We start from the raw sequence: 24,903 nt of genomic DNA, 5'->3' as shown, positions 1-24,903 counted from the left end.
GCTCCTAGCGGTGGTTCCAGGGAATCAGTGGCCTGGCGTGCGGTTGGGGCCCGTCCAGCGCCTCCATGGTTGTGATCATCGGCGAGCCAGAAAAAAACAAAGCCCCGATTAACGGGGCTTAGCGTGCCTATTTCCGAGCGTCAGCGTTTGTTCGCGCTCCAACTCGCCAGTTGTTGGTTGATAAAGCTGCTCAGGCCACTGTAGCCCGCCATCTTCGTATCCAACATGGTGTACTGCGCGCGCAGTGCCGTTTCTGTGCGCTGGACGCGTTCGTTGATGCGGTCGATCTCCTGGTTTTTGCGTTTGATCGTGTCTTGCAGACTGCGTTCGCGCGCGCTGGCGGACCCACTGGCTGTGAGCGCATCCCGTGCAAAGTTGCGCAGCCGTTCTCCCACGCCGCCGTTGCCAAACAGACCGGCGAGACCCTGGGGGTTGGCCAATGCCGCATCCAGCCGGGTCGCGTCGGTGACCAACTGCCCATTGCGGTCGAAGGACACGCCTGCTTCGTTCAGCGTGGCAGGGGTGTTGCCGCTGACCGTGTCGGACACATAACGGCGCAACATCGTCAGAATGCCTATAGCGGCAGAGTCGCCGCGCAAGGGACCATTGCCTTGGCCTGTCGGATCGCTGCGTGTCAGGTCGCGGATGGTGCGGCTCAGGTCGTTGAAGGCGGTGCGGAAGTCCTCGATGGCCTTGCGCATGCTGTCCCGATCATCGCTGACGGTGAGCGTTACCGGCTGGGACGTGACGGCATTGGCGGTGAAGGAGACACCCGACAGTACGTTATCGAAGGTATTGCTCGCGGAGGCGACCGCAATCCCCTCGACGGTCGCTTGAGCATCTGCGGCGTTCTGCACGAGTGTCTGGCCAACCGGTCCGCCGCCATCTTCAAAGAAGGCCAGCCGGCCGATACCCGTGCTCGTATCCGTGACGAGATTGTTTGCGGTGTCGAAAGCACGGATCTCGAACCCATTGGTCTGCCCCGTGTTCGTGCCCCGCAGTACCAAACGCTCCTCGTTGCCGCTGCGGACCACCACCGCGCGCACGCCTGCATCAGCGGTGTTGATCTTGCTGGCGATCGTACTCAAGGTGTCGGTTGCGGCAATCGAGATGCTGACCGGACTGCCGCTGCCCGGGGTGAAGAGGCCTCCGCTCCATTGGCCAGACGATATCTCCAGCCGCCCCGCTTCGCCGATCTGTTCGCCGAGATTGAAGGCCATGGTGCGGGTGCTCTGGGCCTGGGCCAGAGCCTGAATCTGCACGGTGTACTGGCCGCTGACAGCGCCGGTCTGCGCAGAGACCGAAACAGAATCTGGCGCGCTGGACTGCGCGCGCAGGGCCTGCCACGTCGACGCCGTTGCGAGCTTGCCGGCGGCGTCCTGCAACTTGGCCAGACCAGCCTTGATTTGCCCCCAAGCCGAGACGCTGGACTGCAGCGACCCAATTTGCGACTGGATGTTGGCGATCGGCTTGCGCTCCAGTGCCACCAACTGCGAGACGATGCTGTTGACGTCGAGGCCGCTGCCCACGCCGGGGGAGGAGATGGCCATGGGGTGCTCCTTGTTTCCTGAACCTCGTTTTTATACCTTGAGCGCAACTTCGGCAAGCCGCGAAGCAGCGGGTGTGCGGTGGCCCTGTTTTAAGTGCAGAAGGCCGACTGGTGCCGGCCTTCTGTCCTCAAACAGCAGGTGGTGGTTACCGCAGCAGAGCCAGCACGTTCTGCGGCAGCTGGTTGGCCTGCGCGATCATAGCCGTGCCGGCTTGCTGCAGGATCTGTGTGCGGCTGAGGTTGGCGGTTTCAGCGGCGAAGTCGGCATCCATGATGCGGCCGCGGGCGGCGGTTTGTTTTTCGATGCCCACGCGCAGGTTGGTCATGACGTTTTCGAAGCGGCTCATGTAGGCACCCAGTTCGGCGCGGCGGCCGACGATGCCCTGGATCGCGTTGTCCAGCACCGTCAAGATGCTGGTGATGTTTCCGGCGCTGGTGCTCGCGTCGATGGACAGGGTGTTCGCGATCGTGCTGAGGCCGGAAACCCCGTTCAGGTCCGAGAACGCCACCGAAATGGTTTGTCCGCCTTGCGCGCCGATCTGGAACACGAACTGGCCGGCGGCGCTGCCCAGGATGGCCTGGCCGTTGAAGTTGGTCTGGTCGCGGATCCGCGTCAGCTCGTCGGCGAGCTGGCGGAACTCCTGGTTGATGTTGGTGCGCTCGGCCGCGCCGTTGGTGCCGTTGCCGGCGCGCAGGGCCAGGTCACGCATGCGCTGCAGCACGTCGGTGACGGTGGACAGGGCGCCATCGGCGACCTCCACCATCGACAGGGCATCGGCCGTGTTCTGCAGGGCGACGGTCATGCCGCGCGCCTGGCTGTTCATGCGCTCGGCGATGCCGAGCCCCGCGGCGTCGTCCTTGGCGGTGTTGACGCGCAGGCCGGACGACAGGCGAGCCATGGTCGTCTGCAGCGACTGCATGTTGTTGACGGTGTTGCGCTGCGCGTTCAGCGAGATGACGTTGGTGTTGATAGACAGGCTCATAGCGGTCGCTCCTGTGGTTGACAACCCGGGTGGCCCAGCGCAGTTGGCCCCGTGCCTTCTGCCGTTGAACCGTTTGGTGTCCGGTTGAGTGATATATCGGGCCCCCGCGGCAAAACTTGAGGGCCTCCCCATAGAATCTGCGCACGCCTGTCGCGTGCTGCGCGTGGGCCTCGTCTGCCGAGTGCTGCATGAGTCGAATCGACCGATCCTCCCCCGTCCCGCTGCCCACGGAGCAGTTGCGCATCGGTTTGGTTTTGCCGTTCACGTTGCAGGACGCGGAGGGGCGGGTGTTGCTGGCCAAAGGGCAGCGCATCGAGGACGAGCAGCAGTTGCGTCTGCTGCGCGAGCGGCGGCAGGTCTTCGTGCCGTTCGAAGAGTCGGAGCTGGCGGTCAAGGTCTTCATGGCGGGGCTGCTGGAGCTGGACCGGCGCGGCGGGGCGATCAAGGACCTGGACCGCTATGTGCAGTTGAGCGATGACGGCGTGGCCAAGGAGGCGGAGCCGTTGCGCGGTACGCTGCCGGAGCAGTGTGCCGAGGTGGCCGCGCGGCTGCGCCGGCTGCTGGCGGGCATCGAGATGGGCGGCGTAGCACCGGCGGACAGTCCGGCGCGCTTCGAGCAGTTGTGGCGTGACATTGGGCAGCTCACCGCCAACGAGGCGGTGGCGGAGGCGAGCACGCTGGTGCTGACCTACCGCGCCTGCACCAGCCCGGCCGAGTACAGCGTGCTGCACGCGCTGCAGTGCGCGGTGCTGGCGCGGCAGGTGGCGCCGCTGCTCAAACTGTCGGTGGAGGAGTCGCGCACCGTGGTGCTGGCCACGGCGAGCATGAATGTGGCGATGTTGCGGCTGCAGGATGCGCTGGCGCAGCAGCGTGTGGCCCCATCGCCGGTGCAGCGCGCGCAGATCGACGCCCACGCCGCGGAGGGCGAGCGGCTGCTGCGTGCTGCGGGGGTGGCCGACCCGCTGTGGCTGGAGGCGGTGCGCTTGCACCACACGCCCCTGGCGCCGGGTGTGGCGTTGGCGCAACGCCCGCCCGGCCAGCGGCTGGCGCACATCGTGCAGGTGCTGGACCGCTACACGGCGGCCATGAGTCCGCGCGCCAGCCGCCCGGGCCGCACGGCCAAGGACGCGGCGCGCACGGCGATTTTGTTTCGCACCGGGGGCGCGCAGGACGAGGTGGGGCTGGCGCTGGTGCAGTTGCTGGGCTTGTACCCCCCCGGCACGTTCGTGCGCCTGACGGGGGGCGAGACGGCGATGGTGTTGCGCCGCGGCGCGCGGGCCGGCACGCCTGTCGCCGCCGTGGTGGCCAACCGCGCGGGCGAACCGCTGGGGGCGCCCAAGCTGGTCAGTACCGCGCGTCCGGAATATGCCCCCGCCGATGCGGTGCCGGGGTCGTCGGTGCGTGCGCGCATCAATCTGGACGAGATGGTCAAGCTGCTGGCCTTTGCGCGCACGCCCGGTTCGGGGTTGCGCTGAGGGCACTGACGGCATGGACCGCCCGCCCAAGGTCCCGCAATCGGTGCTGGTCGTGGTGCACACGAGCGCGCTGGATGTGCTGCTGCTGGAGCGGGCCGATGCGCCGGGCTTCTGGCAGTCGGTGACGGGAGCCAAGGACACGCCGGAGGAACCGTGGGAACAGACTGCGGTGCGGGAGGTGGCCGAAGAAACCGGCATCGACGCCCGCGCGGCGGGTTGCGCCTTGAGCGACTGGGGGTTGGAGAATGTGTACGCGATCTACCCCCGCTGGCGCCACCGGTATGCACCGGGGGTGACGCACAACACCGAGCGGGTGTTCGGCCTGTGCGTGCCGCCGGGGACGGCGGCGCGGCTGGCGCCCCGGGAGCACAAGGCCTACCTCTGGCTGCCGTGGCGCGAGGCGGCGGATCGCTGCTTCTCGCCCTCCAACGCCGAGGCCATTCTGTGGCTGCCGCGGTACTTGCGGCAGGGCTGATGGCATGATTTGCGCATGACGACCGTGCGCGTGGCGACCTACAACATCCACAAGGGCGTGCAGGGGGTGGGGCCGCTCAAGCGGCTGGAGATCCACAACCTGGTCCGTGCCGTGGCCACGCTGCAGGCGGATGTGGTCTGCCTGCAGGAGGTGCGGGCCTTTCATCGCCGGCTGCAGCGGCGTTTTGGCCATTGGCCGGCTGGCGATCAGGCGCAGTTCTTGGCCCCGCCGGGCTACCACGTCGTCTATCGCACCAATGCCGTCACCCGCCATGGCGAGCACGGCAACGCGTTGCTGAGCCGCTTTCCGGTCTTGGCCCACGGCCATCAGGATGTGTCGGATCACCGTTTCGAGCAGCGCGGGTTGTTGCATGTCAGCCTGGCCGTGCCGGGCGGTGCGGGCGAGGTCGGTGCCACCTGTCCGCCCGTGCGGACCTTGCATGTGATCGTCGTGCACCTGGGGCTCATCCACGCTAGCCGGGAGCGCCAGGTGGAGGCGCTGGGGCGCTTCATCGACCAGTCCGTGCCCGCTGATGCCTCCTTGGTCGTCGCCGGTGACTTCAACGATTGGAGCGAGCGGCTGCACGAGCCGATGGCGGCGCTGGGCCTGCACACGGCCCCGCGGTCGCGCGTGCCCACGTATCCGTCGCGTTGGCCGCTGCTGCCGCTGGACCGCATTTATGCGCGCGGGGTGGCGGTGCGGGCGCTGTCCGCCCCCCACGGGGGCGGTTGGGGCCGTTGGTCGGACCATTTGCCGCTGGTGGCGGAGTTGGCGTTGCCGTGACCGCACCCCTGCGTCCTGGGCATCGCCTGCGGCTGCTGGAGGGAGGGCGGGCCCTGTTCCCGGCCATGGTGCAGGCCATGGATCGTGCGCGCCATTTGATCCATGTGGAGACGTACATCTTCGTCTTTGCCCACGATGCCTTGCCCGTGGCTGAGGCCATGGAGCGCGCGGCGCGGCGCGGCGTCCAGGTGCGGCTGGTGGTCGATGCGGTCGGCACGCCCCAGGTGCCCCCCGAGTGGGTGCAGCGCTTTCGGGCGGCGGGGGTGCAGTGGCGGATCTACGCGCCGCTGGGGCGACTCGGGCTGCTGATTCCGAGCCGATGGCGGCGTCTGCACCGCAAGCTGTGTGTGGTCGATGGGGTGGTGGGGTTTTGCGGCGGGATCAACCTGATCGACGACCGGGATGACGTGGTGCTGGGCCGGCTGGCCGTCCCCCGCCTGGATTACGCCGTGGAAGTGAGCGGGCCGCTGGTCAGCGACATGCTGGCGACGATGGAGCGGCTGTGGTGGCGCCTGCTCGCGGCGCGGCGGGCGCGCCAGCGCGAGTTTCGCGCGGCCTGGCAGGCGTGGCGTGCCGCCCGGGCCGGCGACGATCTGCACGCCTGGTGGCACGGCTGGTTGACGGAGCGCGATGCGGCGTCGACCGATCCCGAGAGCGTGCCGCCCATCCACGGGGCCGCCGCGGCCGTGTTGTGGCGGGACAACGTGCGCCATCGCCACGACATCGAGCATGCCTACCTGCAGGCGATTGCGCAGGCGCGGCACGAGCTGATTATTGCCAATGCGTATTTCATCCCCGGGCGCCGGCTGCGCCACGCACTGGCGCAGGCTGCAGCGCGCGGGGTGCGCGTGCGCCTGCTGGTGCAGGGCAAGTACGAACGCTTTTTGCAATACCACGCGCCGCGCCCGGTGCACGCATGGCTGTTGCGCGCGGGGGTGGAAATCCACGAGTACGCACCCAGCGCCCTGCACGCCAAGGTGGCGGTGGCCGACGAGTGCTGGGCCACCGTGGGCTCCACCAATCTGGATCCGATCAGTCTGTTGCTGGCGCGCGAGGCCAACGTCGTCACCACCGATGCGCGCTTCGTGCGCCACTTGCGCGCGCGGCTCGATCACCTGATGCGCACCGCCGGGGTGGCGCTCGACATGGAGTCCCTGCAGCGTCGCCCCTGGCGCGAGCGCGCGCGGGATTGGATCGCCTTTGCCGTCATGCGGGCGGTGCTGTTTTTGACCGGGCACCGGTACTGATGGTGGGGTTGATGACCCGGTGTTAGCATCCGCGCATGCTCATGAAAGCCCCCGAGACCATGACCGACGACACCCGGCCCGACGAGGGCGTGCCCGTCTCCGTGCGGATCCGCGAGCGGATCCGGGCGGCGCGCAAGCGCTTTCACTCCAACGACAACATCGCCGAGTTCATCCGCCCGGGCGAGCTGGAGCAGCTGCTCGACGAGGTGTCGGAGAAGATGCAGGCCGTGCTGGATGCCATGGTCATCGACACCGCCAACGACCACAACACCGAGGACACCGCGCGCCGCGTGGCCAAGATGTACCTCAAGGAGGTGTTTGCGGGCCGTTATGTGCCGGCGCCGTCGATCACCGAGTTCCCCAACGCCGAGCACCTCAACGAACTGATGATCGTCGGCCCGATCACGGTGCGCAGTGCGTGCAGCCACCACTTCTGCCCCGTGATCGGCAAGGTGTGGATCGGCGTCATGCCCAACGAGCACACCAACGTCATTGGGCTGAGCAAATACGCCCGTCTGGCGGAGTGGGTGATGGGCCGCCCGCAGATCCAGGAAGAGGCCGTGGTGCAGCTGGCCGACCTGATCCAGGAAAAGACCCAGCCCGACGGGCTGGCGATCGTCATGGAAGCCACCCATTACTGTATGGCGTGGCGCGGCGTCAAGGACATGGACAGCCGCATGATCAACTCGGTGATGCGCGGCGTCTTTCTGAAAGATCCGAACCTGCGCCGCGAGTTCTTGTCCCTGATTCCGCGGAGCTGAGGCCATGCTGGTGCGTTTGCTCTATGTCAGCCGGGCCGTGGATCCGGACACCTCGCACGCCATCGAGTCGATCCTGGCCTCGGCGCGGCGCCACAATCTGCACAACGGCATTACCGGGATCCTGTGCTACGGCGGCGGCATCTTTTTGCAGGCCATCGAGGGGGGGCGCAGTGCGGTCAACCGGCTGTACAAGCAGATCGTCGACGATCCGCGCCATCAGGATGTCGAGCTGCTGCTCTACGAAGAAATCACCGAACGCCGCTTTGGCGGCTGGACCATGGGGCAGGTCAACCTCACCAAGCTCAACACGTCCATCGTGCTGAAGTATTCCGAGCGGCCGGAGTTCGATCCCTACACCGTCTCGGGCCAGGTGTCGCTGGCGCTGCTGGAAGAACTGATGGCCACGGCCAGCATCATCGGCCGCGTCTGAGTGCCCGAGAGGCCGGCGTTGGCGACCCCGGCGGAGCGCCCGCGGCTGCTCGGGTGCGACTTCACCAGCGCCCCGTCGGCGCGCAAGCCCATCGTGCATGCCGTGGGGCGCGTGGTGGGGCAGGGTGATCGCGGCCGACGCGTGGTGCTGGACGGGCTGGAGCGCTTTGCGTCGCTGGCCACATGGACCGCCGCGCTGGAGCGCCCGGGCCCGTGGGTGGGCGGTTTCGATTTGCCGTTTGGGCTGCCGCGGGCCTTGGTGCAGGCCCTGGGCTGGCCGACGACGTGGCGGGCCTGCATGGCCCACTATGCGGGGCTGTCGCGCTCGCAGATCCGCGAAATTTTTGCCGCCTACTGCGCGGCGCGGCCGGCGGGGGCCAAGCTGGCGCACCGCGCCACCGATGGCCCGGCCGGCTCCAGCCCCAGCATGAAGTGGGTCAACCCGCCGGTGGCCTACATGCTGCACGCGGGCGTGCCGCGCTTGTTGGCGGCCGGGGTGGCGTTGCCCGGATTGCACGAGCCGCCGGGCGGCTCGGATCGCGTGGCGCTGGAGGCCTATCCGGGTCTGCTGGCCCGCAGCGTGCTGGGCCCGCGGTCGTACAAAAGCGACGAGCGGGCCCGGCAGACCCCGGAGCGCCTGATCGCCCGCAAGGACCTGCTCCATGCCTTGGAGGCCGGAACCGCACCGCTGCTGGCCGCAGCGGGCCTGCGCCTGCATCTGAGCCCGGCGCAGCACGAGGCGCTGGTGGACGACCCCCGCGGCGATGCCCTGGACGCCGTGCTGTGTCTGGTGCAAGCGGCTTGGGGCTGCCTGCAGCACGAGGCCGGTCACCCCTGCTGGGGTCTGCCGCCGTTCGATCCCTTGGAAGGATGGATCGTCACGGCGGGGGTAACGGCGGGAGTGTCGGCCCCCGTCAGGCCGGCCGATGGCGCGGCCCGCACACCGGGCAGTCGGGGTGTCGGGCGAGCTGCACCTCGGTGAACGCCATGCCACGGCCGTCCAGCATCAGCAGCCGGCCGATCAGGCGCGAGCCCAAGCCCACGATCAGCTTGAGCGCCTCGGCCGCCTGCATCGTCCCGATGATGCCGACCAGCGGCGCGAAGACGCCCATGGTCGCACAGCGGGTTTCTTCCAGCCCCTCGGTTTCCGGGAACAGGCAGGCGTAGCAGGGCGAGTGCGGATCGCGTGGGTCGTACACCGACAACTGCCCGTCGAACCGGATCGCCGCCCCCGACACCAGCGGAACCCCGTGCCGCACGCTGGCGCGGTTGATCAGGTGGCGGGTGCGGAAGTTGTCCGTGCAGTCCAGCAGCACATCGGCGCCGGGCAACACACCGTCGAGCACGGCGTCGTCGGCGCGCTGCAGCAGCGGCTGGATGCGCACCTCCGGATTGATAGCGCGCATGGCCACCTGCGCCGACAGGGCCTTGGGCAGCCCCACACGCGACAGGTCGTGCGCGATCTGGCGCTGCAGGTTGGTGGCGTCCACCGTGTCGTGGTCGATCACGGTGATGCGGCCCACCCCGGCGCTGGCCAGATAGAGCGCCACCGGCGAGCCGAGCCCGCCCGCGCCGACGATCACCGCATGAGCGGCCAGCAGCCGCTCCTGGCCTTCGACGCCGATGTCGTCGAGCAGGATGTGGCGCGAATAGCGCAGCAGTTGCTCGTCGGTCATGCGAGCGTCAGTTGTCGGCCTTGGCAGGGCGCTCGGCGGCGGTCTTGCTGGCCACCACCGGCAGGCCCTTGAGACGGTTGAGCGCCTGCTGGAGCTGGAAGTCCTTGTCCGACCCAAACTCCGGCAGCAGCCGCGCGCCCGGGTTCTTGCGCTGCTCTTCTTCCAGGCGCTGGCGCGCCTGCTCGCGTTCGCGCTCGCGCTGGCGCAGCGCCTCCCGCTCGGCCTCGGTCAACTTGGCCTCGTCCGGGCCGGCCAGGTGCTTCTCGAGGTCGGCCTCGCGCGTGCGCAGCGCGGCGAACAGGTTGCCTTCGGGCGTTTCGTCCACCCACACGTCGGGCACGATGCCCTTGGCCTGGATGGAGCGGCCGCTGGGCGTGTAGTAGCGCGCGGTGGTGAGCTTGAGCGCCGTATCGGGGCCGAGCGGGCGCACCGTCTGCACCGAGCCCTTGCCAAAGGTCTGGCTGCCCATGATGACGGCGCGCTTGTGGTCCTGCAGCGCACCGGCGACGATCTCGCTGGCGGAGGCCGAGCCCTCATTGACCAGCACCACGATCGGGATGCGCTTGAACAGCCCCTGCGTTTGCGCCGTCAGCCGCGCGATCGGGTCGTTGCCGGCACGGCGCAGGTAGTCGCGCGGCGTGGCGCGGTAGGTGGCCTTGCTTTCCTCCAGCTGGCCGTTGGTCGTGACCACCACGGCGTTGTCGGGCAGGAAGGCCGCCGACAGGCCGACCGCCGCATCCAGCAGCCCGCCCGGATCGTTGCGCAGGTCCAGCACCAGGCCCTTGAGCGCGGGCTCCGAGCGCGCGATCTCTTCGATCTTGCGGGCAAAGTCCTCCAGCGTGCGTTCCTGGAATTGCGACACGCGCACCCAGGCGTAGCCGGGCTCCACCACCTTGGCGCGCACGCTGACGGTCTTGATCTCTTGCCGCGTGATGGTCACCGGGAAGGTGCGGTTTTCGTCGCGGCGGAAGACGGTCAGGGTCACCTGGGTGTTGGGCTCGCCGCGCATGCGCTTGACAGCGTCGTTGATGGTCAGGCCCTTGACGGCGGTGTCGTCGATCTTGGTGATGAGGTCACCGGCCTTGAGGCCCGCGCGGAAGGCGGGCGAGTCCTCGATCGGCGTGACGACCTTGACGAGGCCGTCTTCCATCGTGATTTCGATGCCCACACCGACGAAGCGCCCGGAGGTGCCTTCGCGGAATTCCTTGAAGCTCTTGCGGTCGAAATACTGCGAGTGGGGATCGAGCGACGACACCATGCCGACGATGGCGTCGGTGATGAGCTTCTTGTCGTCGACGGGCTCGACGTAGTCGCTCTTGATCATGCCGAAGACGGCGGCCAGTTGCTGGAGTTCTTCCAGCGGCAGCGGCGCGAGCGTCGCCCGCGCGGTCGCCTGCAGCTGCACCGTCGTCAGTGCGCCGGCCAGCGCCCCGAGGGCCACCCAGCCGGCAATCTTCAGTTTCTGCCCCATCGCAATCCCTGTCGTCGCGTCTCGCGCCACTATACACGTTGGACCGGCGGCGCGCCGGCGCGGTTCCCGTCGGGCGGGGCCTGGGCTCAGGCTTTGCCTTGGCGGGCGACGGCGGCCGCGGCCGCTTCCGCTGCGACGGCGTCACCCAGGTAGTAGCGGCGCAGCGGCTTCATGTCGTCGTCGAACTCGTACACCAGCGGGATGCCGTTGGGGATGTTCAACCCGACGATGTCCGTGTCCGAGATGCCGTCCAGGTGTTTGATGAGCGCCCGGATGGAGTTGCCGTGCGCGGCGATCAGCACGCGCTGGCCGCTGCGGATGGCGGGCACGATGGTGTCGTTCCAGCAGGGCACCACGCGCGCCACGGTGTCCTTCAGGCACTCGGTCAGGGGAATCTGCTCCGGCGGCAGGGCGGCGTAGCGCCGGTCCTGGCGCTGGCCGCGCGGGTCGTTGGGGGCCAGCGGCGGCGGCGGCGTGTCGTAGCTGCGGCGCCAGACCAGCACCTGCTCGTCGCCGTATTGCTTGGCCATGTCCGCTTTGTTCAGGCCCTGCAGGGCGCCGTAGTGGCGTTCGTTGAGCCGCCAGTCCTTGATCACCGGCAGCCAGACGCGGTCCATCTCGTCCAGCACGTACCACAGCGTGTGGATGGCGCGCTTGAGCACGCTGGTGAAGCTCAGGTCGAAGTCCCAGCCTTCGGCCTTGAGCAGCCGCCCCGCCGACATGGCCTGCGACACCCCCGTGGGCGTGAGGTCGACATCGGTCCAGCCGGTGAAGCGGTTCTCGAGGTTCCAGGTGGACTCTCCGTGGCGGATCAGGACGAGCTTGTGCATGGCGGCAGGGGGGATTCCCGGGTGGGGCGACAAAGGGAAAACCCACATTCTAGAATACCGGTCTGCCGGGACGGGGCTGTCCCGATCGATTCCAAACCAAGGCGGACCGTGGATTTTTTGATCGAAAACTGGATGTTGGTGGCGGTGGCGGTCGGCTCGGCCGTGATGCTCATGTGGCCGGCGTTGGGCGGCGCGGCGGGCGGAGCGGGTGTGTCGCCGACCGAGGCGGTGCAACTCATCAACCGTGAGAAGGCGGCCGTGATCGACGTGTGCTCGCCCGCCGAGTTTGCTGCCGGGCATGTGGCGGGGGCGCGCAACATTCCGCTGGACGCGCTGGAGCAGCAGTTGCCCCAGGCCGTCAAAAACAAGGCGACGCCGCTGGTGCTGGTGTGCGCGTCGGGCATGCGCTCGCGCCGCGCCGTGGCCATCGCCAAGAAGCTGGGTTACGACAAGGCGGTCTCGCTGTCGGGCGGCATGGCCGCCTGGCGCGGCGCCAACCTGCCGGTCCAAAAGGCCTGATCGCGCACCGCAAAGGGCAACCGCATGGCACATGTCAAGATTTTCAGCAGTGACTACTGCCCCTATTGCCACCGGGCCAAGGCGCTGTTGCGCGCGCGCGGCGTGACCGAGTGGGAGGAGATCAACGTCGATGGCCAGCCGGAGGTTCGCCAGGAGATGGCGCGGCTGGTCGGGCGCACCAGCGTGCCGCAGATCTTCATCGACGGGCGCCACATCGGGGGGTGCGATGACCTGCACGCCCTCGATGCCCGCGGCGGCCTGGTGCCGTTGCTGCAGGGTCAGGGCGGCTGAGGTCGGCCGCTCCCCGCCGGCTCGGTTGCCGCTGTCATAATCCACCCGTCTCGCCGGCCCCCGTGCGGCGCATCCCGCACTCCTGGGGGCGGCTATACCCGGGCATCCGCCGCCGGCGGGTGCCGCTCAACCGACTTCGACCATGTCCGACGATCAAACCCCCGTTTTCCAGATCCAGCGCATCTATCTGAAAGAGGCCTCGCTGGAGCAGCCGAACTCCCCTGCCATCTTCCTGGAGCAGCAGCAACCCAGCGTGGACATCCAGTTGGGTGTCGAAGCCAAGGGGGTGGCCGATGGCGTGTACGAGGTGGCGGTCGCGGCCACCGTGCACACCAAGATCGGTGAGCGCACCGTGTTTCTGGTCGAGTGCAAGCAGGCGGGGATTTTCGAGATCCGCAACCTGCCGCAGGAGCAAATGGGCCCGATCATGGGCATCGCCTGCCCGCAGATCATCTATCCCTACCTGCGCGCCAACGTGGCCGACGTGATCACGCGCGCCGGCTTCCCGCCCGTGCATTTGGCCGAGATCAACTTCCAGGCCATGTACGAGCAGCAGCAGGCCCAGCAGCAGGACGACGCGCCGCGCATCGTCACCGCCTGATGGGCGCCGCGGCGGGTGACCGGCCCGCCCTGTCGCCAACCGCTTTTCTGCCGCTGCCATGCACCTGACCGTGATCGGCGCCGGCGCCTGGGGGACGGCCCTCGCCATCGCGGCGGCCGGCACCCACCGAGTGCGCTTGTGGGCCCGCGACCGCGCGCAGGCCGAGCGTCTGCAAAGCGAGCGCGTCAATGCCCGCTATCTGCCGGGGGCGGCATTGCCGCAGTCGCTCGAGTGCGACGGGGGCGACCCGGCATCGCTGGCGCCGTCGCTGGCGGCCACCGACTTGGTCGTCATCGCCACCCCGATGGCGGGGTTGCGGCAATGGTTGCAGTGGCTGTCCGGCGCCTTGCCCGCCGCGGGCCGTGGCGACATTCCCGTCACCTGGCTGTGCAAAGGCTTCGAGCGAGCGTGCGAGCCCAGCGCCGACGGCTTGTTGGGGCACGAAATCGCCGCCCGGGTGGCCCCGGACCTGCGCGTCGGGGTGCTGAGCGGCCCCAGCTTTGCGCAGGAAGTGGCGGCCGGCCTGCCGACGGCGTTGGTGGCGGCCGGTGCCCAGGCCCCGGTGCGCGACGCCTTGGTGGCCGCTTTCCATGGCCCGACCCTGCGCGTCTATGCCAACGACGACATCGTCGGCGTCGAAGTCGGCGGTGCGGTCAAAAACGTCATGGCCATCGCCACCGGGTTGTGCGATGGCCTGCGTCTGGGGCACAACGCCCGGGCGGCCTTGATCACCCGCGGCCTGGCCGAGATGACCCGCCTGGGGCTGGCGCTCGGGGCGCGGGCTGAGACCTTCATGGGCCTGTCCGGCTTGGGCGATCTGGTGTTGACCGCCACCGGCGACCTGAGCCGCAACCGCCAGGTCGGGCTGCTGTTGGCCCAGGGCCTGACGCTGACCCAGGCGGTGGATTCGCTCGGGCACGTGGCCGAGGGGGTGTACAGCGCGCGCACCGTGGCGCAGCGCGCCCGTTCGCTGGGGGTGCGCATGCCGATCACCGATGCCGTGGTGGCGCTGCTGGACGGCGCCCTGCAGCCGCGCGATGCGGTCGCGCGGTTGATGGCGCGCGATCCGGTGGCGGAGTGATGTCCTTCGGGGGCGTCAAAACTCCCAGTTGTCGATCAGGCGGGTGCGGCCCAGGCGGGCCGCGCCGAGCGCCACCAAGCGGCCCGGTTGCAGGTCGGCCACCGTGGGGGGCTGCAGATCCTCGCGCCGGCGCACGGTCAGGTAGTCGGGCTGCCAGCCACGGGCCGCCAGCGCCTGCTCGGCGTGGCGCTCCAGCGCGGCCAGGTTGCGCTCGCCGCCCAGCACGTCGGCGGCCAGCAGGCGCAGCGCCTGCACCAGTTGGGGCGCCTCGGCTCGCTCCTCGGACGAGAGATAGCCGTTGCGCGAACTCAGCGCCAGCCCGTCCGGCGCGCGCGCGATGTCGCCGCCGTGGATGGTGACCGGCAGGGCAAACTGCCGCACCATCTGGCGAATCACCATGAGCTGCTGGTAGTCCTTCTTGCCGAACACGGCGTGGCGCTCGCCCTTGGCCTGGGCAAAGACGCACTGGAACAGCTTCATCACCACCGTGCAGACGCCGGTGAAAAAGCCGGGGCGGAAATGCCCCTCCAGCATGTCGGCCAGCGCCGGATGGGGCTGCACCTTGAAGGTTTGCGGTTCCGGGTACAGCTCGCTTTCGGCGGGCGCGAAGACGATGTCGCAGCCCACTTCCGCCAAGCGCTCGCAGTCGGCCTGCAGCGTGCGCGGGTAGGTGTCGAAGTCCTCGTGCGGCAGAAATTGCAGCCGGTTGACGAAGATGCTGGCCACGGTGACGTCGCCCAGGGTGCGCGCATGGCGCACCAGGCTCAGGTGGCCGTCGTGCAGATTGCCCATGGTGGGCACGAAGGCGGGGCGGTCGAACGGGGCGAGCGCCTGGCGCAGCTCGGCGATGGTGTGGATGACTTGCATCGGGATGGCGGGGAGGCAAACGGGGGGCGTGGGGGCGCGGCAGGCCGCGGTTTACCACGCGTGCGCGGTGTTGTCGGGGAAGGTGCCGGCCTTGACGGCGGCGACATAGGCGGCCATGGCGTCGCGCACGCTGGCCGCCCCGTCCATGAAGTTGCGCACGAACTTCGGCGTCTTGCCCAGGTGGATGCCCAGCATGTCGTGCATCACCAGCACCTGGCCGGCGGTGCCGTTGCCGCTTCCGATGCCGATGGTGTGGCAGCGCGGCAGTTGCTGGGTGATTTCGGCTGCCAGCGCGGCGGGCACCATCTCCAGCACCAGCATCGTCGCGCCGGCATCCTGCAGCGCCAGCGCGTCGCGGCGCAGTTGCTGCGCCTCTGCGTCGTTGCGACCCTGCACGCGGTAGCCGCCGATGGCGTGCACCGTTTGCGGCGTCAGGCCCAGGTGGGCGCAGACGGGGATGCCGCGCTCCACCAAAAACCGCACCGTCTCCACCGTCCAGCCACCGCCTTCGAGCTTGACCATGTGCGCGCCGGCCTGCATCAGCGCGGCGGCACTGCGCACGGCCTGCTCGCGCGACTCCTGATAGCTGCCGAAGGGCAGGTCGCCGATCACCCACACGGTGCCCTGCACGCGGCGCAGGCCGCGCACCACGCTTTCGGTGTGGTAGCACATCTCTTGCAACGACACGCCGACCGTGCTGGGGCGCCCCTGACACACCATGCCCAGCGAGTCGCCCACCAGCAGGCAGTCCACGCCGGCGGCGTCGGCCACGGCGGCAAACGTCGCGTCGTAGGCGGTGAGCATGGCGATCTTCTCGCCACGCTCGCGCATCTCCTGCAGGCGCGGCAGGCTGATGGGCTTGCGCGGCGGCAAGGGCGCGGCAGCTGGCAAGGTGCCGTACGGGGTGCGCGGTGTGGTGTCGGTCATGGCGTCCTGTCCTCCAAGACGCGCAAGTCTAGTCGATGCGTCTGCCCTTGCAGCGCGGGGCAGGCGCAGGGGTGTGGATGCCGCTATGCTTGCGGTTTCCGGAGTTTTTGGCATGCCGATGAGCGACCCCGCACGCCCCGACCCCCTGTCGTTGCAGCCGCCGCTGCCGGACATCGCCGCGCAGGCGGCGGCCGACGTCGCCCGTGCGCTGGCCGAGGACCTGGGCGGCGGCGATCTGACCGCCGCGCTGGTGGATCCCGGCCTGCGCATGCGGGCGCGGGTGATCGCGCGCGAGCCGGCCGTGGTGTGCGGCGAGCCCTGGGTGCGCGCGGCCGTGCATGCGCTGGACCCCGGTGCGCAATGGCACTGGCGGGTGCCGGATGGCCAGCAGGTCGAGCGCGATGGGGTCGTGTTCGAAGTCGAGGCCCATGCCCGCGCTCTGCTGTCGGCCGAGCGTACCGCATTGAATTTTTTGCAGACGCTGTCGGCCGTGGCCACGCAGACCGCGCGCTATGTGGCGGCGGTGGCGGGCACGCGTGCGCGCATCTGCGACACGCGCAAGACGCTGCCTGGCCTGCGCGTGGCGCAAAAGTACGCCGTGCGCACGGGCGGCGGGCTGAACCACCGCATGGGCCTGCACGACGCGGTGCTGATCAAGGAAAACCACATCGCCGCCGCCGGCGGCGTGCGGGCGGCGCTCGCGCGGGTGCAGGCCCTCGCGCCCCAGGCGCTGTTCGTGCAGATCGAGGTCGAGACGCTGGCGCAGTTGCGCGAAGCGCTGGATGGCGGTGCGCGCGTGATTCTGCTCGACAACATGGATTTGCCGACCCTGCGCGAGGCGGTCGCCCTGAACGACGCCCACCCGGGCGGCGGCGCCGTGCTGGAGATCTCCGGCGGTGTCAACCTGCAGACCGTGCGCGCGCTGGCCGAAACCGGCGTGGACCGCATCTCGGTCGGGGCGCTGACCAAGGATGTCCAGGCCATCGACCTGTCCATGCGGCTGCAACCCCTTTGAGTATCCCCACCATGGCATCCCTCATCGAAATCGACGTCGAGCAGCCGGCCTGCACCACCCGCCACGCCTGGGCACGCGTGCCCGAGGAGCCCTCGCCCGCCGAGCGCGAGGCCCTCAAAGCCCGCATCCGGACGCTGTTGCGCGAGCGCGGCGCGGTCATGGTCTCGCACTACTATGTGCACCCGGACCTGCAGGATTTGGCCGAGGAGACGGGCGGCATCGTCAGCGACTCGCTGGAGATGGCGCGCTTTGGGCGCGACCACCCGGCGCGCACCCTGATCGTCTCGGGCGTGCGCTTCATGGGGGAGACGGCCAAGATCCTCTCGCCCGAAAAAACCGTGCTGATGCCCGATCTGGATGCGACCTGCTCGCTGGACCTGGGTTGCCCGGAAGGGGACTTTGCCGCCTTTCGCGCCCAGCATCCGGACCGCACGGTGGTCGTCTATGCCAACACCAGTGCGGCCGTCAAGGCGCAGGCTGACTGGCTGGTGACGTCCAGTTGCGCGCTGGACATCGTGCGGGCCTTGCGCGACAAGGGCCACAAGATCCTGTGGGCGCCGGACAAGCACCTGGGGGCCTACATCCAGCGCGAGACCGGGGCCGACATGGTCCTGTGGCGCGGCTCGTGCGTGGTGCACGACGAGTTCAAGGCCTTCGAGCTGGAGCAACTGCGCCGCGATCACCCCGGCGCCAAGGTGCTGGTGCACCCCGAAAGCCCGGCCGAGGTGGTGGCGCAGGCGGATGTGGTGGGCTCCACCTCGCAAATCCTGAAGGCCGCAGCCGAGCTGGACGCCACGGTGTTCATCGTCGCCACCGACAACGGCATGATGCACAAGCTGCGCACGCTCAACCCGGGCAAGCGCTTCATCGAAGCGCCCACGGCCGGCAACAGCGCCACGTGCAAGAGCTGCGCCCATTGCCCCTGGATGGCGATGAACGGCTTGCGCGGCGTGCTGGAGGTGCTGGAGACCGGGCGCAACGAAATCCACGTCGATCCCGCCCTGATTCCCCGCGCCCGGCAGCCCATCGATCGCATGTTGGCCTTCACCGCCGCCCTCAAGCGGGGCGAGCCGGCGGGGGCCTTGGTCCCCGGCATCGGCGCGGCCTGATCCCCTGCGCGCACGCGCGGCGCGGCATCCGGGCACAATGGGGCATCGATTGCCCGGAGGTGTGCCCATGGCCGTCTTGCGCATTGTCTGGGGGGCGCTCGGCGCCCTCGCCCTCGCCGCTGGGGCGCAGGCCCGTCCGCTCGAGTTCGACGACATTGCGCGCGAGGGCGAGCTCCGGCTGCTGGCGGAGCGGCCCGATCCCCACGCCTATGGCTACGAGTCGCGCGTGCGCATCGACGACGACAGCCTGCGCACGGGCGTCGTGCGCGTGGAGACCTGCCACCTGCGCCTGGACCCCAACGCCCGCGTGGTGGTGCTGTTCAACCGCGATCGGGTCGAATCCATCCGCATCACCCAGGCGCGCGGGGTGGAGCGCGCCTGGGTCGAGGACCACCGCGTCGAACTGGCGGGGGTGGGGCGGGGCGCCACGGTGTGCATCGAACTGCGCTCGCGTGCGCTCGATCCGCTGGGCGATGGCCGCTGGCGTCTGCACGCCGGGCCGTTGATGCGCCGCTACCTGGATGGCTTTTTGCCCATGGAGGCCGATCTGGCCGTGACCTGGCCGGACGGCCTGCTGTCGGTTGCGGCGGTCGATCCCGCGCCGCAGCCCGGCGTGCGGCTCACGGCAGGCCCGGACGGGGCGCGGCTGCAGGTGACGTTTGCCGGCCGCCTGTCCGCGCGGTGGGAGCTGCGCCGCACCGCGGGCCCCGGCGCCGAGCGGTGACCGATGTTGATTGCGCATCATGGAAAACGGATGCGCAATCATGAAACCCGATTCGGTTCGCCGCTACGCCGGGTTTTGCGGGGTGCAATCAAAATTCCGTGATACGAAACAAAGCGTCCAAGGCGTTGATTTTCATGGTGCTAAAAATGTCTTGTATAAGACACAAGACAAGTTTTATGTCTTATATAAGACCTATACTGTGGGCAACGGGACGGGGTATCGCCACCCGGCTGCACCGGTCCCCGCCAGGGTTTCCCATCACCACAGGAGTGTTGTCATGACGCAAAACCTCACCCGCGATCAGCAGATCGCCGCCCTCGAAAAAGACTGGGCCGAAAATCCGCGCTGGAAGGGCATCAAGCGCGGCTACAGCGCCGCCGACGTGGTGCGCCTGCGCGGCTCGCTGCAGATTGAGTACACGCTGGCCAAGCGCGGTGCCGAAAAGCTGTGGCGCCTGATCAACGGCGAGGCCAAGAAGGGCTACGTCAACGCCTTTGGCGCCATCACCGCCGGTCAGGCCATGCAGCAGGCCAAGGCGGGGCTGGAGGCCGTGTATCTGTCTGGCTGGCAAGTCGCCGCCGACGGCAACACCAGCGAGACGATGTACCCCGACCAGTCGCTGTACGCGTACGACTCGGTGCCGACGATGGTGCGCCGCATCAACAACACCTTCAAGCGCGCCGACGAGATCCAGTGGAGCCGCGGCATCGGCCCCGGTGATGCCGGCTACATCGACTACTTCCTGCCGATCGTGGCGGACGCCGAAGCCGGCTTCGGCGGCGTGCTCAACGCCTTCGAGCTGATGAAGAACATGATCGCCGCGGGCGCCGCCGGCGTGCACTTCGAGGACCAGTTGGCCGCGGTGAAGAAGTGCGGCCACATGGGCGGCAAGGTGCTGGTGCCCACGCAAGAGGCGATCGAGAAGCTGATCGCCGCGCGCTTTGCGGCCGACGTGATGGGCGTGCCGACCATCGTGCTGGCGCGCACCGACGCCGAAGCGGCCAACCTGCTGACCAGCGATCACGACGCCAACGACCGTCCGTTCCTGACCGGCGAGCGCACGCAAGAGGGCTTCTTCCGCGTGAAGAACGGCCTGGAGCAGGCGATCAGCCGCGGCGTGGCCTACGCGCCGTACGCCGACCTGGTGTGGTGCGAGACCGGCACGCCGGACCTGGGCTTTGCGCGCGAGTTTGCGCAGGCCATCCACGCCAAGTACCCGGGCAAGCTGCTGTCCTACAACTGCTCGCCGTCCTTCAACTGGAAGAAGAACCTGGACGACAAGACCATCGCCAAGTTCCAGGACGAACTGTCGGCGCTGGGCTACAAGTACCAGTTCATCACCCTGGCGGGCATCCACATCAACTGGTTCAACACCTTCAAGTTCGCCTACAACTACGCCCGCGGCGAAGGCATGAAGCACTATGTCGAAATGGTGCAGGAGCCGGAATTCGCCGCCCGCGAACTGGGCTACACCTTCGTGTCGCACCAGCAGGAAGTCGGCGCCGGCTACTTCGACGACGTGACCACCGTCATCCAGGGCGGTTCCTCCAGCGTCAAGGCGCTGGCCGGCTCGACCGAAGAAGAGCAGTTCCACTGATCCCAAACCGCCCCAGAGCGGCGGAGGAGACCGCGGCCCGGCAGGCGAAGGCTTGCCGGGCCTTTTTGCTTCCGCGGCGAGGTCCGTGGCCGGTGCCGAGCAGGGCGGGCGGGAGCGCGGCCGTCAGACGATGCGGCACGCCTCGTCGAAAGCCAGCCGGGGGCCGCGCGGGTGCAGGCCGGCCGGGTCGCCGTAGCCCAGGTTGCACAAAAAGTTGGTGCGCACCGAGGTGCCGGCCCAGAAGGCGGCGTCCACCGCGGCGGCGTCGAAGCCGCTCATCGGGCCGCAGTCCAGCCCCAGCGCCCGCGCGGCCAGGATGAAATACCCACCCTGCAGGCTGGAGTTGCGAAAGGCCGTGGCCTGGATCGCCTCGGGCTGGCCCTCGAACCAGCTCCGCGCATCGGGGTTGTGGGGAAAGAGTTGCGGCAGCTTCTCGTAGAACGCCAGATCCATGCCGATGATGGCCGTGACGGGCGCGGCGGCCGTCTTGGCGCGGTTGCCCTCGCTCAGGCACGGCAGCAGCCGGGCCTTGGCCTGCGGCGACTTGACGAACAGGATGCGCGCTGGGCCGCAGTTGGCCGACGTGGGGCCCCATTTCATCAGGTCGTACAGGCGGTGCAGCGTCTCGTCCGCCACGGCCTTGTCCTGCCAGGCGTTGTGGGTGCGGGCGTCGTCGAACAGTTGCTCGGTGGTGATCTGCATGGTGTCGATGGGATTCAGAGCCAAAGCGCCCATTTTGCAATGGGTTCGTGCAGCGGGTTCGTACGGCAGTGCCGCGCGTGGCGCGCAGTGAGAGGGGTTAGCGGATCTGTGCGAAAATACCGTCGAGCTGAGAGTACCCAACCCGCAGGCGATACGGTTATGACACCGCGAACTTCCCCGGAGGTCACCCCGGCCTGAACAGGCCGGCGGCAGTTCGCGCCTGCTCGATCAACACCTTCTTGCGCGGCCCCGAGCCGCGTTTTTCGTTTTTCAGGACCCTCACCCATGATCCAGATCACGCTCCCCGACGGGTCGCAGCGCACCTTCGATGCGCCGGTCACCGTCGCCGAGATTGCGGCGGCCATCGGCGCCGGGCTGGCCAAGGCGGCTGTCGCGGGCAAGGTGCAGACCGCCGGTGACGATGCGCCGCGCCTGGTAGACACGGCCTACCGTGTCGAGCGCGATGCGCGGGTGTGGATCGTCACGCCCAAGGATCCGGAGGGGCTGGAAATCATCCGCCACTCGACGGCGCACCTGCTGGCCTATGCCGTCAAAGAGCTGTACCCGGATGCGCAGGTCACCATCGGCCCGGTCATCGACAACGGCTTTTATTACGACTTTTCGTACAAGCGGCCCTTTACGCCGGAGGACCTGGTCGCCATCGAGAAAAAGATGGCCGAACTGGCCGCCAAGGACGAGCCGGTGGTCCGGCGCGTGCTGCCCCGTGACGAAGCCGTGGCCTACTTCAAGGGGCTGGGCGAGCACTACAAGGCCGAAATCATCGGCAGCATCCCGGCGGGGGAGGAGGTCAGCCTCTACCGCGAAGGCGCTTTCGAGGACCTGTGCCGCGGCCCGCACGTGCCCAGCACCGGCAAGCTCAAGCACTTCAAGCTGATGAAGGTGGCCGGGGCCTATTGGCGCGGCGATCACCGCAACGAGATGCTGCAGCGCATCTACGGCACGGCCTGGGCCAGCAAGGAGGACCTGCAGCAGTACCTGACCCTGCTGGAAGAGGCCGAGCGGCGCGACCACCGCAAGCTCGGCAAGGAGCTGGACCTGTTCCACATCGACGACCATGCGCCGGGGCTGGTGTTCTGGCACCCCAAGGGCTGGACGCTGTGGCAGCAGGTGGAGCAGTACATGCGGCAGGTCTACCGCGACAACGGCTACCTGGAGGTCAAGGGCCCGCAGATCCTGGACAAGGCGCTGTGGGAGAAGACCGGCCACTGGGACAAGTACCGGGACAACATGTTCATCACCGAGAGCGAGAAGCGCGACTACGCGATCAAGCCGATGAACTGCCCCGGCCACATCCTGATCTTCAAGCAGGGCGTCAAGAGCTACCGCGACCTGCCGCTGCGCTATGGCGAGTTTGGCCAGTGCCACCGCAACGAGCCCAGCGGCGGCCTGCACGGCATCATGCGCGTGCGCGGCTTCACGCAGGACGACGGCCACATCTTCTGCACCGAGGACCAGATCCTGCCCGAGTGCGACGCCTTCACGCGGTTGCTGAAGAAGGTGTACGCGGACTTTGGCTTTACCGAGATCCTCTACAAGGTCTCGACGCGGCCGGCGGCGCGCATCGGCTCCGATGAACTCTGGGACAAGGCCGAGGCGGCGCTGATGCAGAGCCTGCGCGACTCCGGCTGCGACTTCGTCATCTCCGAAGGGGATGGCGCGTTCTACGGCCCCAAGATCGAGTACACGCTCAAGGACGCCATCGGCCGCGAGTGGCAGTGCGGCACCATCCAGGTGGATTTCAACCTGAGTGAGCGGCTGGATGCCGAGTACGTGGCCGAGGACGGCAGCCGCCAGCGCCCGGTCATTCTGCACCGCGCCATCGTCGGCAGCCTGGAGCGCTTCATCGGCATCCTCATCGAGCAGCACGCGGGCGCCTTGCCGGCGTGGCTGGCGCCGATCCAGGTGGCGGTGCTCAACATCACCGATGCGCAGGCCGGCTACTGTGGCGAAATTGCCAAAACGCTTCAGGATCAAGGGTTTAGGGTGGCGCTGGATCTTGGCAACGAGAAGATCACCTATAAAATCCGCCAGCAGGCGTTGCAAAAGGTGCCTTACATCCTGGTCGTCGGCGACAAGGAGAAGGCCGCCGGGACGGTCGCCGTGCGCGCGCGCGGCAACCAGGACCTCGGCGTCATGCCCTTGGCGGACTTCGCCCAGCGCCTGCGTTCGGACATCGCGTCCAAACATTGACAAAGGAACCACACCATCGCTACCGCCCGCCCCAGCAACTTCCGTGACCGTCGCCAGCGCGAGGAGCGCCAGCACCGTTTGAACCGCGAGATCACCGCGCCCGAGGTCCGCCTCACCGGCCCCGATGGGCAGCAAATCGGTGTCGTGTCCATCCAAGAGGCGCTGCGCATGGCGGGCGACCTCGACGTCGATCTGGTCGAAATCGCGCCGATGGCCACCCCGCCGGTGTGCCGCCTGATCGACTACGGCAAGTTCAAATACGCCGAACAGAAGAAGGCGGCCGAGGCCAAGGCCAAGCAAAAGGTCATCGAGGTCAAGGAAATCAAGTTCCGGCCCGGGACCGACGAGGGCGACTACCAGGTCAAGATGCGCAACATCCGCCGCTTCCTGGAAGACGGCGACAAGTGCAAGGTGACCCTGCGCTTCCGTGGCCGGGAGATCACCCACCAGGAGCTGGGCTTGGCGTTGCTGGAGCGCATCCGCACCGAGCTGGGCGACAGCATCGTGGTCGAGCAGTTCCCCAAGCTGGAGGGGCGGCAGATGATCATGATGATCGCGCCGTCGCGCAAAAAGGGCGCTGGCGCCGGCAAGGCGGAAGCTGCCGCCCCGGCGGCCTGATCGCCGCGCCCCGTGCTGCATGGGTGCGGCTGCGCAGCCGCGCGGCGCCGTCGTTGCTATAATCACAGGCTTCGCACGCAACCAAGCGTGCGCTTTGGTGCGTTGCGGCGTTTCGCGGTGTGTCATGGCGCATGGCGGTGTGCGAAGCCGGCCCGGTCATCCCGGGGCTGGAACGACAAGTGGCTCGGGGCCGACAAGTCCCTGGCGGCAAAGCCGGGGCGCCTCACGAGCACAATTCAACAGGAAGCAGTCATCATGCCCAAGATGAAGACCAAGAGCAGCGCGAAGAAGCGTTTTCGCGTTCGTCCCGGTGGCACCGTCAAGCGCGGTCAGGCCTTCAAGCGCCACATCCTGACCAAGAAGACGACCAAGAACAAGCGCCAGCTGCGTGGCGCGGCCAACGTCCACGAGACGAACATGGGCCACATCGCGCAGATGATGCCCTTTGCCGGCCTGTGATGGGCGGCGGTACCCCCGTAACGAACAAGGAGTAAACCATGCCTCGCGTCAAACGTGGTGTCACCGCGCGCGCCCGCCACAAAAAGGTGCTCGCCCTGGCCAAGGGTTTCCGTGGCCGCCGCAAGAATGTGTTCCGCGTCGCCAAGCAGGCGGTGATGAAGGCCGGTCAGTACGCCTACCGCGACCGCCGTGCCCGCAAGCGTGTCTTCCGTCAGCTCTGGATCGCCCGCATCAACGCTGGCGTGCGCGAGCTGGGTCTGACCTACAGCCAGTTTGCCAACGGTCTGCGCAAGGCGGCGATCGAGATCGACCGCAAGGTGCTGGCCGATCTGGCCGTCAACGACAAGGCGGCCTTCGGCGCCATCGTCGAGCGCGTCAAGGCCCATCTGCAGGCCCCGGGCGCAGCGACGGCCGCCTGACGTCCCAGGCCGCCCACCCGGGTGGCCGTCCGTCTTTCCACGGGCCAGTCGCCTTGCGCGCTGGCCCGTTCGTTTTTGGGGCCG

General features: G+C 68.3%; 27 protein-coding genes. 19 read left to right on the top strand and 8 right to left on the bottom strand.

Features of this window, described 5'->3' with window-relative positions:
• Positions 1–140 precede the first annotated feature (140 nt).
• The gene (gene fliD / locus Tfont_RS06090; RefSeq protein ID WP_143968767.1) at positions 141–1,550 is read right to left on the bottom strand and encodes a flagellar filament capping protein FliD; all 1,410 of its coding nucleotides are present in this window, start codon (positions 1,548–1,550) and stop codon (positions 141–143) included.
• A 145-nt stretch (positions 1,551–1,695) separates the two neighbouring features.
• Positions 1,696–2,532 (bottom strand): flagellin N-terminal helical domain-containing protein, encoded by an 837-nt coding sequence (locus tag Tfont_RS06085; protein WP_143968766.1) that lies wholly within the window; start codon positions 2,530–2,532, stop codon positions 1,696–1,698.
• A 188-nt stretch (positions 2,533–2,720) separates the two neighbouring features.
• Between Tfont_RS06085 and Tfont_RS06080 the strand changes: the two genes are divergently transcribed.
• Genes Tfont_RS06080 through Tfont_RS06050 form a run of 7 tightly spaced genes read left to right on the top strand, consistent with a single transcriptional unit; the run spans position 2,721 to position 8,684 of the window.
• A complete protein-coding gene (locus Tfont_RS06080; protein WP_143968765.1) occupies positions 2,721–4,007 on the top strand; it encodes an HD domain-containing protein in 1,287 nt (428 codons plus the stop codon).
• Positions 4,008–4,020: 13 nt separating this feature from the next.
• Positions 4,021–4,482, top strand: a complete 462-nt coding sequence (gene nudB, locus Tfont_RS06075) for a dihydroneopterin triphosphate diphosphatase (RefSeq protein WP_143968764.1) — start codon at positions 4,021–4,023, stop codon at positions 4,480–4,482.
• Between the two features lie 15 nt (positions 4,483–4,497).
• Positions 4,498–5,265 (top strand): endonuclease/exonuclease/phosphatase family protein, encoded by a 768-nt coding sequence (locus tag Tfont_RS06070; protein WP_143968763.1) that lies wholly within the window; start codon positions 4,498–4,500, stop codon positions 5,263–5,265.
• A complete protein-coding gene (clsB, locus tag Tfont_RS06065) occupies positions 5,262–6,512 on the top strand; it encodes a cardiolipin synthase ClsB (RefSeq protein ID WP_260682291.1) in 1,251 nt (416 codons plus the stop codon). Before Tfont_RS06070 ends, clsB begins: the two co-directional genes overlap by 4 nt.
• 41 nt (positions 6,513–6,553) lie before the next feature.
• A complete protein-coding gene (folE, locus tag Tfont_RS06060; RefSeq protein ID WP_143968790.1) occupies positions 6,554–7,273 on the top strand; it encodes a GTP cyclohydrolase I in 720 nt (239 codons plus the stop codon).
• Positions 7,274–7,277: 4 nt separating this feature from the next.
• The gene (locus tag Tfont_RS06055) at positions 7,278–7,703 is read left to right on the top strand and encodes a BLUF domain-containing protein (protein WP_068608940.1); all 426 of its coding nucleotides are present in this window, start codon (positions 7,278–7,280) and stop codon (positions 7,701–7,703) included.
• Positions 7,704–7,721: 18 nt separating this feature from the next.
• Positions 7,722–8,684 (top strand): DUF429 domain-containing protein, encoded by a 963-nt coding sequence (locus Tfont_RS06050; RefSeq protein ID WP_143968789.1) that lies wholly within the window; start codon positions 7,722–7,724, stop codon positions 8,682–8,684.
• On the opposite strand, the gene Tfont_RS06045 is transcribed toward Tfont_RS06050, so the two are convergent.
• The 3 genes from Tfont_RS06045 to gpmA all read right to left on the bottom strand — a co-directional run bounded on the left by Tfont_RS06045 (position 8,617) and on the right by gpmA (position 11,679).
• On the bottom strand, positions 8,617–9,378 hold the full coding sequence (locus Tfont_RS06045) for a HesA/MoeB/ThiF family protein (RefSeq protein ID WP_068608942.1): 762 nt from the start codon (positions 9,376–9,378) through the stop codon (positions 8,617–8,619). The genes Tfont_RS06050 and Tfont_RS06045 overlap by 68 nt on opposite strands.
• Positions 9,379–9,385: 7 nt before the next feature.
• On the bottom strand, positions 9,386–10,849 hold the full coding sequence (locus tag Tfont_RS06040) for a S41 family peptidase (RefSeq protein WP_143968762.1): 1,464 nt from the start codon (positions 10,847–10,849) through the stop codon (positions 9,386–9,388).
• Between the two features lie 86 nt (positions 10,850–10,935).
• On the bottom strand, positions 10,936–11,679 hold the full coding sequence (gpmA, locus tag Tfont_RS06035) for a 2,3-diphosphoglycerate-dependent phosphoglycerate mutase (RefSeq protein WP_143968761.1): 744 nt from the start codon (positions 11,677–11,679) through the stop codon (positions 10,936–10,938).
• A 108-nt stretch (positions 11,680–11,787) separates the two neighbouring features.
• Here gpmA and Tfont_RS06030 point away from each other — a divergent pair, with 108 nt between their 5' ends.
• The 4 genes from Tfont_RS06030 to Tfont_RS06015 all read left to right on the top strand — a co-directional run bounded on the left by Tfont_RS06030 (position 11,788) and on the right by Tfont_RS06015 (position 14,171).
• Entirely contained in the window at positions 11,788–12,198 is a 411-nt protein-coding gene (locus tag Tfont_RS06030) for a rhodanese-like domain-containing protein (protein ID WP_068608948.1), read from the top strand.
• A 24-nt stretch (positions 12,199–12,222) separates the two neighbouring features.
• A complete protein-coding gene (grxC, locus tag Tfont_RS06025) occupies positions 12,223–12,489 on the top strand; it encodes a glutaredoxin 3 (protein ID WP_143968760.1) in 267 nt (88 codons plus the stop codon).
• A gap of 142 nt (positions 12,490–12,631) precedes the next feature.
• Positions 12,632–13,090 carry a protein-export chaperone SecB gene (secB, locus tag Tfont_RS06020; RefSeq protein WP_068608952.1) on the top strand — a complete coding sequence of 153 codons (459 nt, stop codon included), beginning with the start codon at positions 12,632–12,634 and terminating at the stop codon, positions 13,088–13,090.
• 58 nt (positions 13,091–13,148) lie between these two features.
• Complete coding sequence (locus Tfont_RS06015; RefSeq protein WP_143968759.1) at positions 13,149–14,171, top strand: NAD(P)H-dependent glycerol-3-phosphate dehydrogenase; 1,023 nt, start codon at positions 13,149–13,151, stop codon at positions 14,169–14,171.
• Positions 14,172–14,186: 15 nt separating this feature from the next.
• Here the strand turns inward: Tfont_RS06015 and panC are convergent, their stop codons facing one another.
• Positions 14,187–15,038, bottom strand: coding sequence for a pantoate--beta-alanine ligase (gene panC, locus Tfont_RS06010; RefSeq protein WP_143968758.1), 852 nt, complete (start codon positions 15,036–15,038; stop codon positions 14,187–14,189).
• Positions 15,039–15,089: 51 nt separating this feature from the next.
• Entirely contained in the window at positions 15,090–15,965 is an 876-nt protein-coding gene (panB, locus tag Tfont_RS06005) for a 3-methyl-2-oxobutanoate hydroxymethyltransferase (RefSeq protein WP_068608958.1), read from the bottom strand.
• Positions 15,966–16,083: 118 nt separating this feature from the next.
• On the opposite strand from panB, the gene nadC reads away from it, so the two are divergent.
• The 4 genes from nadC to aceA all read left to right on the top strand — a co-directional run bounded on the left by nadC (position 16,084) and on the right by aceA (position 20,410).
• Positions 16,084–16,980 carry a carboxylating nicotinate-nucleotide diphosphorylase gene (gene nadC, locus Tfont_RS06000; protein ID WP_143968788.1) on the top strand — a complete coding sequence of 299 codons (897 nt, stop codon included), beginning with the start codon at positions 16,084–16,086 and terminating at the stop codon, positions 16,978–16,980.
• An 11-nt stretch (positions 16,981–16,991) separates the two neighbouring features.
• Positions 16,992–18,089: a quinolinate synthase NadA gene (gene nadA, locus Tfont_RS05995; RefSeq protein WP_143968757.1), complete on the top strand. Its 1,098-nt coding sequence runs from the start codon at positions 16,992–16,994 to the stop codon at positions 18,087–18,089.
• A gap of 67 nt (positions 18,090–18,156) precedes the next feature.
• Positions 18,157–18,813 carry a hypothetical protein gene (locus Tfont_RS05990; RefSeq protein WP_143968756.1) on the top strand — a complete coding sequence of 219 codons (657 nt, stop codon included), beginning with the start codon at positions 18,157–18,159 and terminating at the stop codon, positions 18,811–18,813.
• A 277-nt stretch (positions 18,814–19,090) separates the two neighbouring features.
• Complete coding sequence (aceA, locus tag Tfont_RS05985) at positions 19,091–20,410, top strand: isocitrate lyase (RefSeq protein WP_143968755.1); 1,320 nt, start codon at positions 19,091–19,093, stop codon at positions 20,408–20,410.
• Between the two features lie 123 nt (positions 20,411–20,533).
• Here aceA and Tfont_RS05980 read toward each other — a convergent pair whose 3' ends face one another.
• The gene (locus Tfont_RS05980) at positions 20,534–21,112 is read right to left on the bottom strand and encodes a malonic semialdehyde reductase (RefSeq protein WP_143968754.1); all 579 of its coding nucleotides are present in this window, start codon (positions 21,110–21,112) and stop codon (positions 20,534–20,536) included.
• Between the two features lie 285 nt (positions 21,113–21,397).
• Between Tfont_RS05980 and thrS the strand changes: the two genes are divergently transcribed.
• From thrS to rplT, 4 genes are all read left to right on the top strand, one after another.
• A complete protein-coding gene (gene thrS, locus Tfont_RS05975; protein WP_068608965.1) occupies positions 21,398–23,323 on the top strand; it encodes a threonine--tRNA ligase in 1,926 nt (641 codons plus the stop codon).
• A gap of 15 nt (positions 23,324–23,338) precedes the next feature.
• On the top strand, positions 23,339–23,941 hold the full coding sequence (gene infC / locus Tfont_RS05970; protein WP_082955447.1) for a translation initiation factor IF-3: 603 nt from the start codon (positions 23,339–23,341) through the stop codon (positions 23,939–23,941).
• A 255-nt stretch (positions 23,942–24,196) separates the two neighbouring features.
• Entirely contained in the window at positions 24,197–24,400 is a 204-nt protein-coding gene (gene rpmI / locus Tfont_RS05965) for a 50S ribosomal protein L35 (RefSeq protein ID WP_068608969.1), read from the top strand.
• 38 nt (positions 24,401–24,438) lie between these two features.
• On the top strand, positions 24,439–24,819 hold the full coding sequence (gene rplT, locus Tfont_RS05960; protein WP_068608971.1) for a 50S ribosomal protein L20: 381 nt from the start codon (positions 24,439–24,441) through the stop codon (positions 24,817–24,819).
• Positions 24,820–24,903: the final 84 nt, after the last annotated feature.

This window comes from Tepidimonas fonticaldi (assembly GCF_007556755.1).
Taxonomy (GTDB): domain Bacteria; phylum Pseudomonadota; class Gammaproteobacteria; order Burkholderiales; family Burkholderiaceae_C; genus Tepidimonas; species Tepidimonas fonticaldi.
This window is presented reverse-complemented; position numbering and strand designations above follow the sequence as displayed.

Bases quoted from the DNA above. Each gene is read 5' to 3' on its own strand.
- fliD (WP_143968767.1), bottom strand. From the start codon at position 1,550: ATGGCCATCTCCTCCCCCGGCGTGGGCAGCGGCCTCGACGTCAACAGC.
- Tfont_RS06085 (WP_143968766.1), bottom strand. From the start codon at position 2,532: ATGAGCCTGTCTATCAACACCAACGTCATCTCGCTGAACGCGCAGCGC.
- Tfont_RS06080 (WP_143968765.1), top strand. From the start codon at position 2,721: ATGAGTCGAATCGACCGATCCTCCCCCGTCCCGCTGCCCACGGAGCAG.
- nudB (WP_143968764.1), top strand. From the start codon at position 4,021: ATGGACCGCCCGCCCAAGGTCCCGCAATCGGTGCTGGTCGTGGTGCAC.
- Tfont_RS06070 (WP_143968763.1), top strand. From the start codon at position 4,498: ATGACGACCGTGCGCGTGGCGACCTACAACATCCACAAGGGCGTGCAG.
- folE (WP_143968790.1), top strand. From the start codon at position 6,554: ATGAAAGCCCCCGAGACCATGACCGACGACACCCGGCCCGACGAGGGC.
- Tfont_RS06055 (WP_068608940.1), top strand. From the start codon at position 7,278: ATGCTGGTGCGTTTGCTCTATGTCAGCCGGGCCGTGGATCCGGACACC.
- Tfont_RS06045 (WP_068608942.1), bottom strand. From the start codon at position 9,378: ATGACCGACGAGCAACTGCTGCGCTATTCGCGCCACATCCTGCTCGAC.
- Tfont_RS06040 (WP_143968762.1), bottom strand. From the start codon at position 10,849: ATGGGGCAGAAACTGAAGATTGCCGGCTGGGTGGCCCTCGGGGCGCTG.
- gpmA (WP_143968761.1), bottom strand. From the start codon at position 11,679: ATGCACAAGCTCGTCCTGATCCGCCACGGAGAGTCCACCTGGAACCTC.
- grxC (WP_143968760.1), top strand. From the start codon at position 12,223: ATGGCACATGTCAAGATTTTCAGCAGTGACTACTGCCCCTATTGCCAC.
- secB (WP_068608952.1), top strand. From the start codon at position 12,632: ATGTCCGACGATCAAACCCCCGTTTTCCAGATCCAGCGCATCTATCTG.
- Tfont_RS06015 (WP_143968759.1), top strand. From the start codon at position 13,149: ATGCACCTGACCGTGATCGGCGCCGGCGCCTGGGGGACGGCCCTCGCC.
- panC (WP_143968758.1), bottom strand. From the start codon at position 15,038: ATGCAAGTCATCCACACCATCGCCGAGCTGCGCCAGGCGCTCGCCCCG.
- panB (WP_068608958.1), bottom strand. From the start codon at position 15,965: ATGACCGACACCACACCGCGCACCCCGTACGGCACCTTGCCAGCTGCC.
- nadC (WP_143968788.1), top strand. From the start codon at position 16,084: ATGAGCGACCCCGCACGCCCCGACCCCCTGTCGTTGCAGCCGCCGCTG.
- nadA (WP_143968757.1), top strand. From the start codon at position 16,992: ATGGCATCCCTCATCGAAATCGACGTCGAGCAGCCGGCCTGCACCACC.
- Tfont_RS05990 (WP_143968756.1), top strand. From the start codon at position 18,157: ATGGCCGTCTTGCGCATTGTCTGGGGGGCGCTCGGCGCCCTCGCCCTC.
- aceA (WP_143968755.1), top strand. From the start codon at position 19,091: ATGACGCAAAACCTCACCCGCGATCAGCAGATCGCCGCCCTCGAAAAA.
- Tfont_RS05980 (WP_143968754.1), bottom strand. From the start codon at position 21,112: ATGCAGATCACCACCGAGCAACTGTTCGACGACGCCCGCACCCACAAC.
- thrS (WP_068608965.1), top strand. From the start codon at position 21,398: ATGATCCAGATCACGCTCCCCGACGGGTCGCAGCGCACCTTCGATGCG.
- rpmI (WP_068608969.1), top strand. From the start codon at position 24,197: ATGCCCAAGATGAAGACCAAGAGCAGCGCGAAGAAGCGTTTTCGCGTT.
- rplT (WP_068608971.1), top strand. From the start codon at position 24,439: ATGCCTCGCGTCAAACGTGGTGTCACCGCGCGCGCCCGCCACAAAAAG.